This window comes from Burkholderia sp. YIM B11467, assembly GCF_052952715.1.
Window position 1 is genome coordinate 1,394,875 of record NZ_JBQVSQ010000001.1, and the last position, 15,036, is coordinate 1,409,910.

Below are 15,036 nucleotides of genomic sequence, written 5' to 3' on the forward strand. Positions count from 1 at the left end.
GAAAGGCTTACTTCACCGCAAACAGCGTCAGGTTCATGAAGATCTTGAACGCATAACCGAGCGTGACGGCGCCGATCACGCCGCCCGCCCACAGCACGACGAACCACATCCAGCCGCGCATCCGCGGCCGTGGCGCCTCGGGCGGGCGATCGGCGGAATCAGTGGTGGTAGTAATGCTGGTCTTCATGGCGCACCTTGCCTCGGAATACCCAGTAACCCATCGTCGTGTAGGCGATGATGATCGGGAGGATAACCGCTGCGCCGACCAGTGTGAAGGTCTGGCTGGAACGCGGTGCTGCCGCTTCCCAGATCGTCATGGTCTGAGGGATCGCGTACGGGAACAGCGTGACGAGCAGGCCGACGTAGCCGAGCAGCACGAGCGCCAGCGCGAGCACGAACGGCGTCATGTCGTGCCGGTCGCGCACCGCGCGCCGCATCCACACCGCGCACCCGGCGACCAGGAACGGCACCGGCAGCAGGCGCCAGAACAGCCCCGAGTCGAACCAGCGCTGCGCGATGGCGGGATCCTGCAGCGGCGTCCACAGGCTGACGACCGCGATGAAGCCGAGCAGCACGATGGTCAGCGGCCACACGACGCGATGCAGCCGGCGCTGCAGGTCGCCTTCCGTTTTCGCGACGAGCCAGCAGCAGCCGAGCAGTGCATAGGTCACGATCAGGCCGAGGCCGGTCAGCAGGCTGAACGGCGTCAGCCAGTCGAACGCGTCGCCCGCGAACACGCCGTCCTTCACGTTGATGCCCTGCAGGAACGCGCCGAGCGCGATGCCCTGGAACAGCGTCGCGCCGGCCGAGCCGCCGATGAACGCGAGATCCCACAGGTGCTTCGTGCGCCGCGCCTTCGCGCGGATCTCGAACGACACGCCGCGGAAGATCAGGCAGACCAGCATGAAGATCAGCGGCAGGTACAGCGCCGACAGTACGGTCGAATAGACGATCGGGAACACCGCGAACAGCCCGGCGCCGCCGAGCACGAGCCACGTCTCGTTGCCGTCCCACACGGGGGCGACCGTGTTCATCATCAGGTCGCGTTCCTTCTCGTCCGGGAAGAACGGGAAGACGATGCCGATGCCGAGGTCGAAGCCGTCGAGCACGACGTACATGAAGAGCCCCAATGCGATGATCGCGGCCCAGATTACGGTGACGTCCATAGGTTTTCTCGTATGCGGATGGGGGGCTCAGACGGTCTCGATCAGTTCGTCGACGGCCGACATCGGGCGGCGCGCGGTGTGATCGGGGCGCGTGTCGGGTGTGTCGTCGTGCTTCACGTCGGGCAGCGCGGGGCCGGCCTTCATCAGCTTCAGCATGTAGTACACGCCGGTGCCGAACACGAGGAAGTACACGATCACGAACGTCATCATCGACAGGCTGACCTGCTGCACCGACAGCGGCGACACGGCTTGCGCGGTGCGCATCACGCCGTACACGACCCACGGCTGGCGGCCCGCTTCGGTCGTCACCCAGCCCGCGAGCAGCGATACGAAGCCGGTCGGGCCCATCACGAGCACGAAGCGCTGGAACGCCTTCGATTCATACAGGCGGCCGCGGCGGCGCAGCAGCCACGCGAGCGCGGCGAGGCCGATCATCGCGAAGCCGAGGCCGACCATGATCCGGAAGCTCCAGAACACGACCGTCGAGTTCGGGCGGTCTTCGGGCGGGAAATCCTTCAGCCCGCGGATCTCGCCGTCCCAGCTATGCGTGAGGATCAGGCTGCCGAGGTGCGGCACCTTCAGCGCGTAGTGCGTCGTTTCCGCCTTCATGTCCGGAATGCCGAACAGGTTGAGCGGCGTGCCGCCCTTCTCGGTTTCCCACAGCCCTTCGATCGCGGCGATCTTCGCGGGCTGGTGCTTCAGCGTGTTGATGCCGTGCTGGTCGCCGATCACGGCCTGCAGCGGCGCGAGCACGAGCAGCAGCCACAGCGCCATCGAGAACATCTTCTTCACGCTCTTGTCGCGGCGGCCCTTCAGCAGGTGCCATGCGGCGGTTGCGGCCACGACCAGCGCGGCGACGATGAACGCGGCGATCGCCATGTGGAACAGGCGGTACGGGAACGACGGGTTGAAGATGATCGCGAACCAGTCGGTCGGCACGACGCGGCCGTCGACGATCTCGAAGCCCTGCGGCGTCTGCATCCAGCTGTTCGACGCGAGGATCCAGAACGTCGAGATCAGCGTGCCGATCGCGACCATCAGCGTCGCGCCGAAGTGTGCGCGCGGGCTCACGCGGTTCCAGCCGAACAGCATGATGCCGAGGAAGCCGGCCTCGAGGAAGAACGCGGTCATCACCTCGTACATCAGCAGCGGGCCGGTGACGGCGCCGGCGAAGCTCGAGAAGCCCGACCAGTTGGTGCCGAACTGGTAGCTCATCACGACGCCGGAGACGACGCCCATCCCGAACGCGACCGCGAAGATCTTCGACCAGAACAGACAGAGGGTTTTGTAGTACTGCTTGCCGGTCTTGAGCCAGCGATATTCGAGTACGGCGATGAAGCTGGCGAGGCCAATGCTCAGCGCCGGGAAGACGATGTGAAAGGAGACGGTGAACGCGAATTGCAGGCGGGCCAGATCGAGGGCCGAAAGTGCGGTGTCCATACAGTTGACCGAAGCTGACGATACCCGCCGACGGGTGTCGGCGGACCCCGGCGGACAGGCGTCGGGGTTGGCTGGAGTATGTGCCGCGATGTTGCACCGCGAAATGTGCCAACTCGTCGCAGATGTCCAGCCCGCCGCGCGCGATTTCGGGATAAATCGTTGATTCGTATCAAGAAGGTCGTTCGCCGCGAGCGCGGCCGCGGCGCGGCGGTCTGACGCACGTGCGTCAATATGGCGCGTCGCGTCATCGGAACGGTTTCGCGCCTGCGAAAGTTGCGCGCCGGGCGGCCGGCGCGCGGCGCCAGGTGCGGCCGATCCGTTTCGTTGCGTTAGCCCGTAATGCGGACGACCGCGCGGAAGGGGCGTCGCAGGTGGGGTCTGTCACATTGGTAACGTCGCGCAACATTCGCGTGTTCGCCGGTAATGGATGCCGCATCGCGTGCGGCGTAGCGTGCGGGGTATCGGGTTCGCATCGGCGAACCGGCCTGTCGGAGAACGTGACGTGAATGGATTGAAGCTCGCGCTGGGCGCGGCAGCCGCGGTGGCGCTCGCGACGGGCGGCGTGGCGCATGCCGCCCGGGTCGGGGTCTATGTCGGCCCCGGCTTCGGCTACCCGTATTACTACCCTGTCGTTCCCGCGCCTTACTACTACCCGCCGCCCGTCGTCGCGGTACCGGTCGATCCGCCGCCGCCGCCCGAGTACGTCGAGAAGGGGCAGCCGCAGGACAACGGTGACGCGAACCTCTGGTACTACTGCGACGCGTCGAGGCATTACTACCCGTATGTGAAGACCTGCAAGTCGGGCTGGCGATCGGTGCCGGCGCGACCGCAGTGACGGAGGCGCGACGATGAAATCCGCATTTCGATTCGTGCGCGTGCCGGCCGCGCTGGCGCTGGCCGGCCTGCTTGGCGCATGCGCATACATGCCGACCGGGCCGAGCGTGATGGCGCTGCCCGGCACCGGGAAGTCGTTCGACCAGTTCCGCGCCGATGATGGAAGCTGCCGCCAGTACGCATTCCAGCAATCGGGCGGCGTAAGCGCCGGGCAGGCGTCGACCGCGAGCGCGGTCGGCAGCGCGGCGGTCGGCACCGCGCTGGGTGCCGCGGCCGGCGCCGCGTTCAACGGCGGTACCGGTGCGGCCGTCGGCGCCGGTGCGGGGCTACTTGCGGGCAGCGTCGTCGGCGCGGGCGCCGCGCAGGGCTCGGCCTACGACATCCAGCGCCGCTACGACTACGCGTACCTGCAATGCATGTACGCGACGGGCAACCGCGTACCGGTGCCGGGCGGGATGAGCGGCGGCGGTGGCGGATATGGCGGGGGCGCGCCGCGCGCGGCGCCGCCGATGCCACCCGCGGGGATTCAGCCGCCGCCGCCGCGGTATTGACGGCGGCGTTCGCCGGTTGTGCCCGCGTGGGCGTACCGCACGCGCCCGGGCGCGATCGACGATCGACCGTGGGCAGGCGCTGCGTGAATTGCGTACACTCTGAGTCTCGTTTCGGCAGGGCCGGGCGCATCGGTTCCGGTCCGCGTTTACTCAGGGCACAGCGATGATCGATTTACGCAGCGATACCGTGACACGTCCCAGCCAGGCCATGCTGGCCGCGATGACTGCCGCCGAAGTCGGCGACGACGTGTGGGGCGACGACCCGACCGTGCTGCGCCTGCAGTCGGTCACGGCAGAGCGCGCCGGCAAGGAAGCCGGCCTGTTCTTCCCGAGCGGCACGCAGAGCAACCTGGCCGCACTGATGGCCCACTGCGAGCGCGGCGACGAATACATCGTCGGCCAGCTCGCGCACACCTACAAGTACGAAGGCGGCGGCGCGGCCGTGCTGGGCAGCATCCAGCCGCAGCCGATCGAGAACGCGCCGGACGGCACGCTGCCGCTCGCGAAGATCGCCGCGGCGATCAAGCCGATCGACAATCACTTTGCCCGCACGCGCCTGCTCGCGCTCGAGAACACGATCGGCGGCCAGGTCTTGCCGGAAGCTTATGTCGAGGAAGCCGTCGCGTTCGCGCGCAGCCGCGGGCTGTCCGCGCACCTCGACGGCGCGCGCGTGTGCAACGCGGCCGTCGCATCGGGCCGTCCGATCGCCGAGCTGTGCGCGCCGTTCGACAGCGTGTCGATCTGCTTCTCGAAAGGGCTCGGCGCGCCGGTCGGCTCGGTGCTGGTCGGCAGCCCTGCGTTGATCGAGCGCGCGGCGCGCTGGCGCAAGGTGCTCGGCGGCGGGATGCGGCAGTCGGGCATTCTCGCGGCGGCGTGCCTGTATGCGCTCGACCACAATGTCGAGCGGCTCGCGGACGATCACGCGAATGCCGCGCATCTCGCGGCAGGCCTCGCGCAAATCGAAGGCGTGAAGGTGATGTCGCATGCGACGAACATGGTGTTCGCGCAATTCCCCGAAGTCGATTGCGCGCCGCTCGAGGCGTGGCTCAAGGCGCGCGGGATCCTCACGCAAATGCTGTATGCGTCGCGCTTCGTCACCCACTGCGACGTATCGCGCGCGGACATCGACACGTTCCTCGACGCGGTCGGCGCGTATTTCTCGCAGCGTCGCGCGTAACGGCGCGGGCCGGGCCCGTCACCGGCTCATGTCATTTCGGCAGCGGCGCGAGCAACCGGCGCGCCGCTTCGACGACCCGCGCGGACAGCGACGCCATCGTCGGCGACTGCACGGTCCATGCGTGCCAGTACAGCGTGACGTCGGTCGGATGCGCGGGCGCGAGATCGACGAGCCCCTGCGCGTCGAGCGGCGCGGTGCCGATCAGCGGCTCCGGCACCATCGCGTAACCGAGCCCGTGCCGCACCGCCGCAAAATGCGAATGGGTGCCCGGCACGTAGTGGCACGGGTAGGCGCCTTCGGGCAATCCGAACTTCTCCTTCAGGAACGACGACTGCAGCGTATCGCGCCGCGAATACGCGACGACGGGCGCCTTGCGCGCGCTCGTGCGGTTCAGCCCGCGCGGAAACCAGCGCACCGCGAACGCGGCGGCCGCGAGCAGCCGGTAGCGCATCGTGCCGAGCGGCGTCGCGATGCAGCCGCGCATCGGCTTCGGCTCGGTCGTCACGCAACCCACGGCCATCCCGCTTTCGAGCAGCGCGAACGTATGGTCCTGGTCCTCGACGATCAGCTCGAACAGGATGCGCTCGCCCGCGAGCACGGAGGTCAGCGCGGGCAGGAACCACGTGCCGAGGCTGTCGGCGTTCAGCGCGATCGTCACGGAGATTGGCGATGCACGCTCGGTCGCGAGTGTGCTTTGCAGGTCGGCCTGCAGCAGCGCGACGCGGCGCAGGTGCTGCAGCACGCGCTGCCCGGCCACCGTCGGGCGGCACGGGCGCGTGCGCAGCACCAGCGGCGTGCCGAGGCTCGCTTCCAGCGCGCGGACCCGCTGCGTGACGGCGGACGCGGTCACGTGCAGGCGCACGGCCGCCTGCTCGAAGCTGCCGGTGTCGGCGACGGCCAGCAGCGCGGCGGCCTGCTTCGGATCGATCGTCAGCGACATGGATCAGGAGGACTGAGACAGATTGTGATGTTCAAAACGATGAAGCCCTGCTAGTCATGGCGTTGCGGCCGATTATGACGCGTGGCGATCGATTGTGACATCGAAATCGGTCCCGCCTTGGGACCAAACCGCGACTGATTCCGCAGGTTGTGCCGGATGGTCTGGTGCAAGGTGCGCATACCGGAGAACCAAGTCGTCACTCGACCATCCACCCGGTTCCTTCGGTCGCTCAAGCGGTGTGCCGCTCTGAACGTGCCAGCTGGCCCAAATGTGCCGCACTTCGTGGAATCGAAAATTCTCGACGTTCCCCGCGCACATGCGGCGAGCCATTGCTCTCGATCTCACGACGTGATCCGCTTGCCGTATCGGATCAAAACGCCACAAAACTCGCTCTGGATCTGGTCCGGAAAACCCAAGCGGATCAACCGAGGCCGTTCCACAAGATTGAAATGACCCGCAGAAATCAGGCAGGTCACTCCGGCAAGTGCTCGCGTGCGCCCGAAAATTCGGGATCCGACGCTGGCCAAAGCGCGGAATGTGCGACGACAGGATGCGCACTGCCGCGAGCAGTGCGCATCCCTCGGGTGTCGGCGCTCAATAGGCCGCCACCTTTTCAGTATTCCGTCGTTCAACGGGCGCCCTGGATTTTGCCACTGCCGTGATAAGCAACATGGTGGCGATTCCACCCGCAATCAGTGCCGGGTAAGCCGCCAGGATCTGGATCAACGAATACTTCCAGCTCAACGGGCGACCGACGCCAAGCATTGCCGCGTAGAACCACGAAACGGCGGAAATCACGCCCGCGAAAATGGCAACCATGCGTCGTTCGAAGGAAAGCTTCAGCAAGGATCCCGCTTTCTGCATTGCCGGGAGGACCGCGGAGTGCAAAGCGATACCGTTGAAGGTCAGCAAGGCGACGATGCCTATCTTGGCCTGCAGCTTGGGATTGCCGAGATACCCGAGACCTTGAGTCCGCATATCGAACGCAATGATCGCGATACCGGTGATCCAAAGCACCGTCAGCGCCAACGTGACGGTGCGCTGCAGGCTGGCCAGGTGGACCTGGGCAGAATCGGTAGGTGCGTCAGAATCCAAAAGTTGCCTGACCATGGCAATGTCGCTGGTCAGCACGAGACCAATCGCGACACAGCAGGCTATGAGATGAACAAAGACGATTCCCATTCGTACGAATTCCATTTTCTGTCCTCTTTCGGCGCATTGCGCAAAGTTAAGTCGTACCGTCGAAAATCTGGGTGAATCCCGGCGATACGTTCAGGAGTACGATGCAAATATCAAAATTCGATCGTGGATTCCACTATCAAGCTGGCTCCAGTTCGGCATGACATGAACAACTCGGCGAGCCCACTACGGCGCGTCGGGTTCCAACGGGCTGTACGTAGTCGAATCGATACCCATTGCGAGTTCGACCGCTTGATCAAGCCCGCACAGCGCGCAGACTTGTAGTGTCGGATGGCTGGCCACCCAGGTATCCGGCATGTTGCGATTTGTAGAATGAAACGTCGCCCGACTGCCGGATGCTGCTGGGCGACCGGCGAAATTTAAAACAGCACGCCCTGACGAATCAACTCGACTTGTTACGAAATGCAAAGAGCGTAACGAGCGAGAAATGGAGTGGGAGAAGGGTCCGACCCGGGTGCGAATTCCGCCAAGCTGGAGTATGCAGAATTGTTCTGACTTGGATTCGGGCACTGATTGATGGGTCGCTTCCTTTTACATTTGATCGGTAAATACTAACGGGGTCGCAGTTCACAATGCACGTTGCGAAAATTTCATATGTGGAATAGAGAAATTTCGGCCACTCGGAATAATATCGAATATCGATATTTTCAGACGAAACACCGACAGCATCGGGCATTGATGCACCGACTGGTACCTGAAAATCTGCGCGGTTTGCCGAGCGATATCGCGCCTCCTCCTTCGCGTCACGCCGCTTTGCCGGGTTGAGCGTCGGAACTACCGGTACTGGTGGAAATGAAGAAACTGCCCGAGTCGAAACGGCCAAAATCGGATGCCCCGGATTTTTTTGGGTATGGTTCGGCAAGTGATTGAAAAAAACAGAACAAGAAATCGAAGTGGATCGTGCGGTCGATTGGAAGAAGATCGCTGACGACTGGCAACAGGTGAAAATTGCAGACGTCAAAAATGCAAAACACTCTGATCGCCCGGAGTCAAGCCAACGATTTGTGGATAAATTCGATAAAAATCGAGAGATCCCGCCGGATCCGGATTTGTCGTTGATGGCGGCTGAAGAAGTCGAGCTTCATTCGCGACGAGCCGATCCTTGGTCCCTTGTTCACACGTCTTTGTCCGTGATCGATCGTCAGCGACATGTCGACGGAATTCCTGTGAACGGGGACGAGAACAGGCCGTAGTGCAAGGCAGAGCACGCCACCGTCCGGGCCCGGCGAACCGTCCCGCCGCGCGACATTCGTCATCGGAATCGGTTGCCGTGTATGGGACGCCGGCGGCGTGTGCATTTTGATCTACGCTATATGGGTGTGTGAAACGCAGCAGGCACGATGCCGGTTGCCCGGCGGCGATGTCATCATGCCGACGTCGATGCCGGACGTCGATGCGCAGCAGACGCAGCCGTGAACGTCCGGATCATGCGGCGCGGCCGGCATACGAACGGGGCGGCACTCGCACCCACTTGCACGCGCGTCGGCGACGCACGGCACGTGGGCCGTACACCACCCACCTGAACAGGCGACGGAGCAATTTCGCGATGATCTTCCGGCAACTTTTCGACCCGCAATCGTCAACCTACACTTATCTGCTCGCCGACCGCGGGTCGCGCGAAGCGCTGCTGATCGATCCGGTGTTCGAGCAGGTGCGCCGCGACGTGGCGCTGCTCGACGAGCTCGGGCTGCGGCTCGTCGCGACCGTCGACACGCACGTGCACGCCGATCACGTGACGGGCGCGTGGCTGCTGAAGCAGCGCACGGGCAGCGCGATCGCGATCTCGGCCGCGAGCGGCGCGCAGGGTGCCGACCGCTACCTGAACGACGGCGACCGCTGCGCCTTCGGCGCGCGCTACGTGACCGTGCGCACGACGCCCGGCCACACGAGCGGCTGCATCAGCCTCGTGCTCGACGACGAATCAATGGCGTTCACCGGCGATTGCCTGCTGATCCGCGGCACGGGCCGCACCGATTTCCAGCAAGGCGACCCGCGCGCGCTGTATCGCGCGGTGCACAGCCGGCTCTTCACGTTGCCGGCCGCGTGTCTGCTGTACCCGGCGCACGACTATCGCGGCCTCACGGTGACGAGCGTCGGCGAGGAGCGGCGCTTCAATCCGCGGCTCGGCGGCGATCTCAGCGAAGACGATTTCGCGGGCTACATGCACAACCTCGGGCTCGCGCACCCGCGCCAGATCGACGTCGCGGTGCCGGCGAACCTGCAATGCGGCGTCGCCGCGAACGCACCCGAAGCGCAGGCGGCGCCCGACTGGGCGCCGCTCGTCTATACGTTTGCCGGCTTCTGGGAAATCGATCCGCAATGGCTCGAGGATCATCTGCAGGCTGTGCAGGTCGTCGACGTGCGCGAACCGGACGAGTTCACGGGCCCGCTCGGCCACCTGCCCGGTGCGACGCCGATTCCGCTCGGCGAGCTGGCCGCGCGCGCCGGCGAGATCGCGCGCGACCGGCCGGTCGTGACCGTGTGCCGGGCCGGCGGACGGTCCGCGCAGGCGAACGTGATCCTGCTGAAGGCCGGCTTCGACGCGGTCGCGAATCTCGGCGGCGGGATGCTGCGCTGGCGCGCGGAAGGGCGCGTCGTGATGGACGGCCGGTCGTAGCGGCCGGAGGTTGCGCGACAAAAAAATCCGGACCGATGTCGAAACGGCCCGGAGCCGTTCGTCGTCAAGGTATCCGTTCATAGGGTGCCGCATGACGCGGCACCGAAATCCCTGAGAGGTCACGCGATGATGCCGATGCTTTACGCCCATCCTTTTTCGTCCTACTGCCAGAAGGTGCTGACCGCGTTGTACGAGAACGGCACGCCGTTCGAGTATCGCCTGCTCGCGCACGACGATCCGAAGCCGATGCAGGAACTGACCGCGCTGTGGCCGCTGAAGCGCTTTCCGGTGCTCGTCGATGCGGGCCGCACCGTGGTCGAGGCGTCGATCATCATCGAGTATCTCGGCCTGAACCATCCGGGCCCCGTGCGTCTGCTGCCCGACGATCCGCATGCGGCGCTCGAGGTGCGGACGATGGATCGTTTCTTCGACAACTACGTGTCGACGCCGCAGCAAAAGGTCGTTCACAACGCGCTGCGGCGGGAAGACGAGCGCGATCCGCGGGGTGTCGCCGATGCGCGCGCGATGCTCGACACGTCGTATGCGTGGCTGGACAAGAAGATGGCCGATCGCGAATGGGCGGCCGGCGACCGCTTCAGCCTCGCCGATTGCGGCGCGGCGCCGTTCCTGTTCTACGCGGACTGGACCCACCGGATCGATCCGTCGTTTGCGAACGTGATTGCGTATCGCAAGCGTCTGCTGGCGCGGCCGTCGTTCGCGCGCGCGGTCGACGAGGCGCGGCCGTTTCGGTCGTTCTTTCCGCTCGGCGCGCCCGATCGAGACTGACATGCGCGGCCGTCGCGCGGCGTGCCGCGGCCGCGCATGGCCGGCAGCGCGAGCCCGGGCGACGGAAGGACAGCAGTGGCAGCATCGCGGCGCCCGTCCGTTACATCGTGTGCGTGGCCGACTGCGCGAGCGTCAGCAGTTCGTCGAACTGCGTGATCAACTCGAAGCACAGCAGGAACGCGAGCGTATAGGCCGGCGCGGGGAAGCGCCGGATCATCTCCAGCACCTGCGGCGCGAAGCGTGACCGGACCGCGTCGCGCGTCAGCAGCCAGGCGATCGCGATGCCGATCGCGGCGCCCGCGATCAGGTCGGTCGGGTAGTGAAAGCCGAGGTACGCGCGCGGCAGGCAAATGAATACGGCCGAATAGAGCAGCGCGAACACGCCGGCGCGGCGCGCGATGATGAAGATGCCGGTCGCGATCGCCATCCACAGCATCGCGTGATCGCTCGGAAACGAACTCCATGCCTGCAACGTCGCCGCGCGCAGCCCAGCCGACGGAAACTGCAGGTGCAGGTCGGGGTTGTAGATCGGCCGCACGCGGAACGGCAGCACCTGCGCGAGCAGCCGGCCGATCGCGAGCGCGACGAGTCCGCTCGCGATCGTCGCGACGACCAGCTCGCGTTGCCGCTCGCGGTTCGGGCCCGGCTGGAACCACAGCCAGCACAGCACGGGAACGAGCACGAAGCCCTTGAACGTGTACAGGCCCGCGACCACGCGGATCGCATGATTCATCAGCGGGCCGAACGTCACGTGGGTGAGGAAGATCTGGATCGTGGTGTCGAAATGGTTCATGTTCTGCGACCCCGACGGATGCGCAGCGCAAGACATGCGGCCGGCAGGATCTGAAAGCGCGCTCGCACCGGAGCGCAACGGGGGGCAAGTATGTCACCCGTTATTTCGAAGAAAATCCGAAAAAATACCGGGAATCCCCTGATAAAACGGGGCCGCGTGGCGGGGCCGGATGGGAGCGCGCCGTGCGGCGCGGCAGGGTCGAATCGTCCGACGTTTGCGTGCGCATTTGCACGGCAGCCGGAAAAATATTTGGTTCAACTGGACAATTCGGCGGGCCGATGCGGACCTTGCGCCGGATGAACGAATGCGGGCTGCCGACCACGCGAATCTGCCGGGCCGCGCAGCGCGATGCATGCGCCGATCGAAAATAAAAGAAAAGGCGGGCAAGCCCTGTGGGCCTGCCCGCGTTGGCTGCGCGACGCCGAGTCAGTTGCGCCAGACCCGCACGGTGAGCGCGGCCAGCGACGTCGCGACGGCCAGCGCGGTTACCGCATTCCAGCCCAGTTGCGCGAGCAACAAACTGCCGATCGCGGCGCCGGCCGCCATCCCGATGAACATGCCGACGAACAGCACCGCGTTGAGGCGGCTGCGCGACGCGGGATCGATTCGATAGACGATTGCCTGATGCGCAATCAGCGTCGCCTGCACGCCGAGATCGAAGCCGATCGTCGCGACTGCGAGCAGCACGAGCTGCGCATGCGGCGACATCAGCGGCGCGGCAGCCATCGATGCGAACGACAGCGTTGCGATGCCGATGCCGATGCGCGTGACGCGCTCGGGGCCGTGACGATCGGCCAGTCGCCCGGCAATGGGCGCGGCCAGCGCGCCGGCGGCACCGGCGAGGCCAAAAGCGCCCGCGGCCGCACTGCCGAGGTGGAACGGCGCGCCGTGCAGCATCACCGCGAGCGTCGACCAGAACGCGCTGAACCCGATGGCCAGCAGCCCCTGCGCAAGCGCGGCGCGACGCAGCTCCGGATGATGGCGCCACAACGCGCCGAGCGACCCGATCAGCGCGCGATACGGCAGGCGCGTGGTCGGCTCGAAGTGCGGCAGCCCGCGCGCGGCCACGACACCGATCGCGGCGACGCTGGCAGCCGCGAGTGCGAACATCACGCGCCAGCCGGCGGTCTCGGCGACGAACCCGGCCACGACGCGCGACAGCAGGATGCCGAGCAGCAGCCCTGTCATCACCGTGCCGACGATGCGGCCGCGATGCGCGTCATGCGCGAGCGTCGCGGCGGCCGGTACGACGTCCTGCGCCATCGTCGCGGCGAGGCCGATCGCGAAGCTCGCCGCGAGCAGCAGCCCGAGCGACGGCGCGACGGCGGCAAGCAGCAGTGCGACGACCAGTGAGGCGGCCTTGGTCGCGATTACGCGGCGCCGGTCGAAGCGGTCGCCGAGCGGCGCGAGCAGCAGGATGCCGAGCGCATAGCCGAGCTGCGTGAGCGTCGGCACGAAGCCGATCGCGCGCGCCGACGCGCCGAGATCGGGCCCGAGCGCGCCGAGCATTGGCTGCGCGTAGTAGAGCGGTGCGACGCCGAGGCCGGCGGCGGCCGCGAGCAGCAGCACGAGCCGGCGATCGGGCGTCGAAGGGGCGGCCGGGCGGGCCGGGGCTTGCGCCACGAGGGGCGCGGCGTCGAGACGGGTCGGGGTGGACATGGCGTGCATCCTTGGTGGGATAACGGGATGGACGCGAGTGTGGCGGCGCGCGGCCGACCACGGTAGTGCCGCCTTGCGCAGATTTGTTATACGCTGCACGAATGACTGAAAAATCTTCCGCTTCTCCCGCTGCTGGCGGGTCTTCGCGCGTTCAGGCAGTGCCGGTGGACGGCGCCGGCTATCGTTTCGAGCTGATGGAAACCTTCGTACGCATAGTCGAGGCCGGCAGCCTGTCGGCTGCCGCCGCGCAACTGCATACGACGCAGCCGACGATCAGCCGGCGGCTGCAGGCGCTCGAACGCTCGCTCGGCATGCGGTTGCTGCAACGGACGACGCACACGATGCGGCTGACCGTCGACGGCGAGCGCTGCTTCAAGCGTGCGAAGGAACTGCTGGCCAACTGGGCGGCGTTCGAGGCCGACCTGCGCGGCGCGCAGGAGGAGCCCGACGGGCTACTGCGCGTCGCGGTGCCGCACGCGTTTGGTCAGGAGCGTTTCGTCGGGCCGCTCGCGCAGTTCCTGCGCGACTATCCGCGCGTGTCGGTCGAATGGCTGCTGCAGGACGAGGTGCGGGATTTCATCGGCAGCGGCATCGATTGCGCGATCCAGGTCGGCGAGCCGACCGATCCGTCCGTGGTCGCGATCCGGCTGACGAAGGTGCCGCGCTTCGTGGTCGCCGCACCGTCCGTGCTGAACGGCACCGACGTGCCGGCCGACCCCGCCGCGCTGGCTGCGTTGCCGTGGCTCGCACTGCGCACGTATTACCGGACCGAGCTGGCGCTGACGCACGCCGTCACGGGCGAGACGCGACGCATCGCGATCCGTCCGCGCATCACCACCGCGAACCTGTACGCGCTGCGCAGCGCGGCGCTGCTGGGTGTCGGCGCGTGCGTCGGTTCGTCATGGATGCTGGCCGACCACCTTGCGCGCGGCGAGCTCGTGCACCTTGCACCCGAGTGGCAGGCCGCGCCGCTGCCCGTCTACCTGACCTACCCGCATGCGCAGTTCTATCCGTCGCGGCTCGTGCGGTTCGTCGCGATGATGCGCGAGGCCGTGCCGGGGCTTGTCGAAGGGCGCGACGTCTGATGCAGGGCGTCGCTGGACGCCGGCTGGCGCAGCGCGGTCAGCCGCGCCGGATCCCTTCGGGCAGCGCGCTGATGCGGCGCACCTCGGGCGAGTCGAGCCACGCGCGCGACGTGGCGCAGTCGGCGAACATGTCGGTCGCATCCTCGCCCCAGAACAGGTCGCCGTCGAGTTCGAAGGTCGGCACGCCGAATACGCCGTGCGCGATCGCTTGATCCGTGTTCGCGCGCAGTGCGTCCTTCACCGGCTGTGCTTCGACGGCCGTCACGCCTTCCGGAAAACCGACGGCTTCGCACAGCGCAGCGAAGCCTTCCGGCGTCGACACGTCCTGGCCGTCGCGCCAGATATGCCGGAAGATCCGCCGGATCGCGTCGGGCGTACTGCCCATCGCGATCGCGAGGCGCAGCGGCTTGATCGGGTTGAACGGGTGCGCGGGCGGCATCCGGAACGCAATGCCGAGCTTGTCTGCACGGTATTGCGCGTGGCGATAGGTGAAGACGCGTTTCGCCGCGATCTCGGCCGGCGCTTTCTGGCCCCAGTGCGTGAGCAGCGCGCCGAGCACGATCGGCCGCGCGTCGAACGCGGCCGCGGGCGGCAACCGGTCGAACTGTTCCTGCTGCAGGTACGCGAACGGCGAAACGAAATCGAAATACCAGGTGGCGGTGCGCGCGGCGTTCATGGCGGATGCCCCTCATGCATGTCGGGTTGGCGGTTGCGCGCAGGGTGCGCCCACGGGCGGCGCGCGATGCGTGCATCGGCGGCCAGTGTCGCATGCGGCCGCCTTTCGCGCT

Annotated in this window: 15 protein-coding genes and 1 pseudogene; 7 read left to right on the top strand and 9 right to left on the bottom strand. The window is 66.5% G+C overall.

Features of this window, described 5'->3' with window-relative positions:
* Nucleotides 1–7: 7 nt before the first annotated feature.
* Genes ACTRWB_RS06335 through ACTRWB_RS06345 form a run of 3 tightly spaced genes read right to left on the bottom strand, consistent with a single transcriptional unit; the run spans nucleotide 8 to nucleotide 2,606 of the window.
* On the bottom strand, nucleotides 8–187 hold the full coding sequence (locus ACTRWB_RS06335) for a hypothetical protein (RefSeq protein WP_034187692.1): 180 nt from the start codon (nucleotides 185–187) through the stop codon (nucleotides 8–10).
* Nucleotides 159–1,166 carry a cytochrome d ubiquinol oxidase subunit II gene (cydB, locus tag ACTRWB_RS06340; RefSeq protein WP_129515958.1) on the bottom strand — a complete coding sequence of 336 codons (1,008 nt, stop codon included), beginning with the start codon at nucleotides 1,164–1,166 and terminating at the stop codon, nucleotides 159–161. Before cydB ends, ACTRWB_RS06335 begins: the two co-directional genes overlap by 29 nt.
* A 27-nt stretch (nucleotides 1,167–1,193) precedes the next feature.
* Nucleotides 1,194–2,606: a cytochrome ubiquinol oxidase subunit I gene (locus ACTRWB_RS06345; RefSeq protein WP_193099629.1), complete on the bottom strand. Its 1,413-nt coding sequence runs from the start codon at nucleotides 2,604–2,606 to the stop codon at nucleotides 1,194–1,196.
* A gap of 502 nt (nucleotides 2,607–3,108) precedes the next feature.
* Here ACTRWB_RS06345 and ACTRWB_RS06350 point away from each other — a divergent pair.
* The 3 genes from ACTRWB_RS06350 (at nucleotide 3,109) to ltaE (ending at nucleotide 5,168) form a co-directional block, all read left to right on the top strand.
* Entirely contained in the window at nucleotides 3,109–3,441 is a 333-nt protein-coding gene (locus tag ACTRWB_RS06350) for a hypothetical protein (RefSeq protein WP_412023618.1), read from the top strand.
* Between the two features lie 13 nt (nucleotides 3,442–3,454).
* Complete coding sequence (locus ACTRWB_RS06355) at nucleotides 3,455–3,991, top strand: hypothetical protein (protein WP_446901289.1); 537 nt, start codon at nucleotides 3,455–3,457, stop codon at nucleotides 3,989–3,991.
* Nucleotides 3,992–4,154: 163 nt separating this feature from the next.
* Entirely contained in the window at nucleotides 4,155–5,168 is a 1,014-nt protein-coding gene (gene ltaE / locus ACTRWB_RS06360) for a low-specificity L-threonine aldolase (RefSeq protein WP_446901290.1), read from the top strand.
* A 31-nt stretch (nucleotides 5,169–5,199) separates the two neighbouring features.
* Here the strand turns inward: ltaE and ACTRWB_RS06365 are convergent, their stop codons facing one another.
* From ACTRWB_RS06365 to ACTRWB_RS06375, 3 genes are all read right to left on the bottom strand, one after another.
* Entirely contained in the window at nucleotides 5,200–6,108 is a 909-nt protein-coding gene (locus ACTRWB_RS06365; protein WP_193099633.1) for an HTH-type transcriptional regulator ArgP, read from the bottom strand.
* 72 nt (nucleotides 6,109–6,180) lie between these two features.
* Nucleotides 6,181–6,438, bottom strand: a complete 258-nt coding sequence (locus ACTRWB_RS06370; protein ID WP_412023620.1) for a tyrosine-type recombinase/integrase — start codon at nucleotides 6,436–6,438, stop codon at nucleotides 6,181–6,183.
* Between the two features lie 264 nt (nucleotides 6,439–6,702).
* Complete coding sequence (locus tag ACTRWB_RS06375; RefSeq protein ID WP_412023621.1) at nucleotides 6,703–7,305, bottom strand: hypothetical protein; 603 nt, start codon at nucleotides 7,303–7,305, stop codon at nucleotides 6,703–6,705.
* A gap of 869 nt (nucleotides 7,306–8,174) precedes the next feature.
* Here ACTRWB_RS06375 and ACTRWB_RS06380 point away from each other — a divergent pair.
* The 3 genes from ACTRWB_RS06380 (at nucleotide 8,175) to ACTRWB_RS06390 (ending at nucleotide 10,711) form a co-directional block, all read left to right on the top strand.
* Entirely contained in the window at nucleotides 8,175–8,501 is a 327-nt protein-coding gene (locus ACTRWB_RS06380; RefSeq protein ID WP_446901291.1) for a hypothetical protein, read from the top strand.
* A gap of 353 nt (nucleotides 8,502–8,854) precedes the next feature.
* A complete protein-coding gene (locus tag ACTRWB_RS06385; protein WP_446901292.1) occupies nucleotides 8,855–9,925 on the top strand; it encodes an MBL fold metallo-hydrolase in 1,071 nt (356 codons plus the stop codon).
* Between the two features lie 126 nt (nucleotides 9,926–10,051).
* Nucleotides 10,052–10,711: a glutathione S-transferase family protein gene (locus tag ACTRWB_RS06390; protein ID WP_446901293.1), complete on the top strand. Its 660-nt coding sequence runs from the start codon at nucleotides 10,052–10,054 to the stop codon at nucleotides 10,709–10,711.
* A gap of 100 nt (nucleotides 10,712–10,811) precedes the next feature.
* Here the strand turns inward: ACTRWB_RS06390 and ACTRWB_RS06395 are convergent, their stop codons facing one another.
* Together ACTRWB_RS06395 and ACTRWB_RS06400 are read right to left on the bottom strand one after the other, a co-directional pair.
* The gene (locus ACTRWB_RS06395; protein WP_419688361.1) at nucleotides 10,812–11,504 is read right to left on the bottom strand and encodes a phosphatase PAP2 family protein; all 693 of its coding nucleotides are present in this window, start codon (nucleotides 11,502–11,504) and stop codon (nucleotides 10,812–10,814) included.
* A 426-nt stretch (nucleotides 11,505–11,930) separates the two neighbouring features.
* Nucleotides 11,931–13,163: an MFS transporter gene (locus tag ACTRWB_RS06400; protein WP_193099645.1), complete on the bottom strand. Its 1,233-nt coding sequence runs from the start codon at nucleotides 13,161–13,163 to the stop codon at nucleotides 11,931–11,933.
* Between the two features lie 101 nt (nucleotides 13,164–13,264).
* Here ACTRWB_RS06400 and ACTRWB_RS06405 point away from each other — a divergent pair, with 101 nt between their 5' ends.
* Nucleotides 13,265–14,248 (top strand): LysR family transcriptional regulator, encoded by a 984-nt coding sequence (locus tag ACTRWB_RS06405; RefSeq protein WP_193099646.1) that lies wholly within the window; start codon nucleotides 13,265–13,267, stop codon nucleotides 14,246–14,248.
* A gap of 37 nt (nucleotides 14,249–14,285) precedes the next feature.
* Here the strand turns inward: ACTRWB_RS06405 and ACTRWB_RS06410 are convergent.
* A pseudogene (locus ACTRWB_RS06410) lies at nucleotides 14,286–14,944 on the bottom strand (2-hydroxychromene-2-carboxylate isomerase).
* Nucleotides 14,945–15,036: the final 92 nt, after the last annotated feature.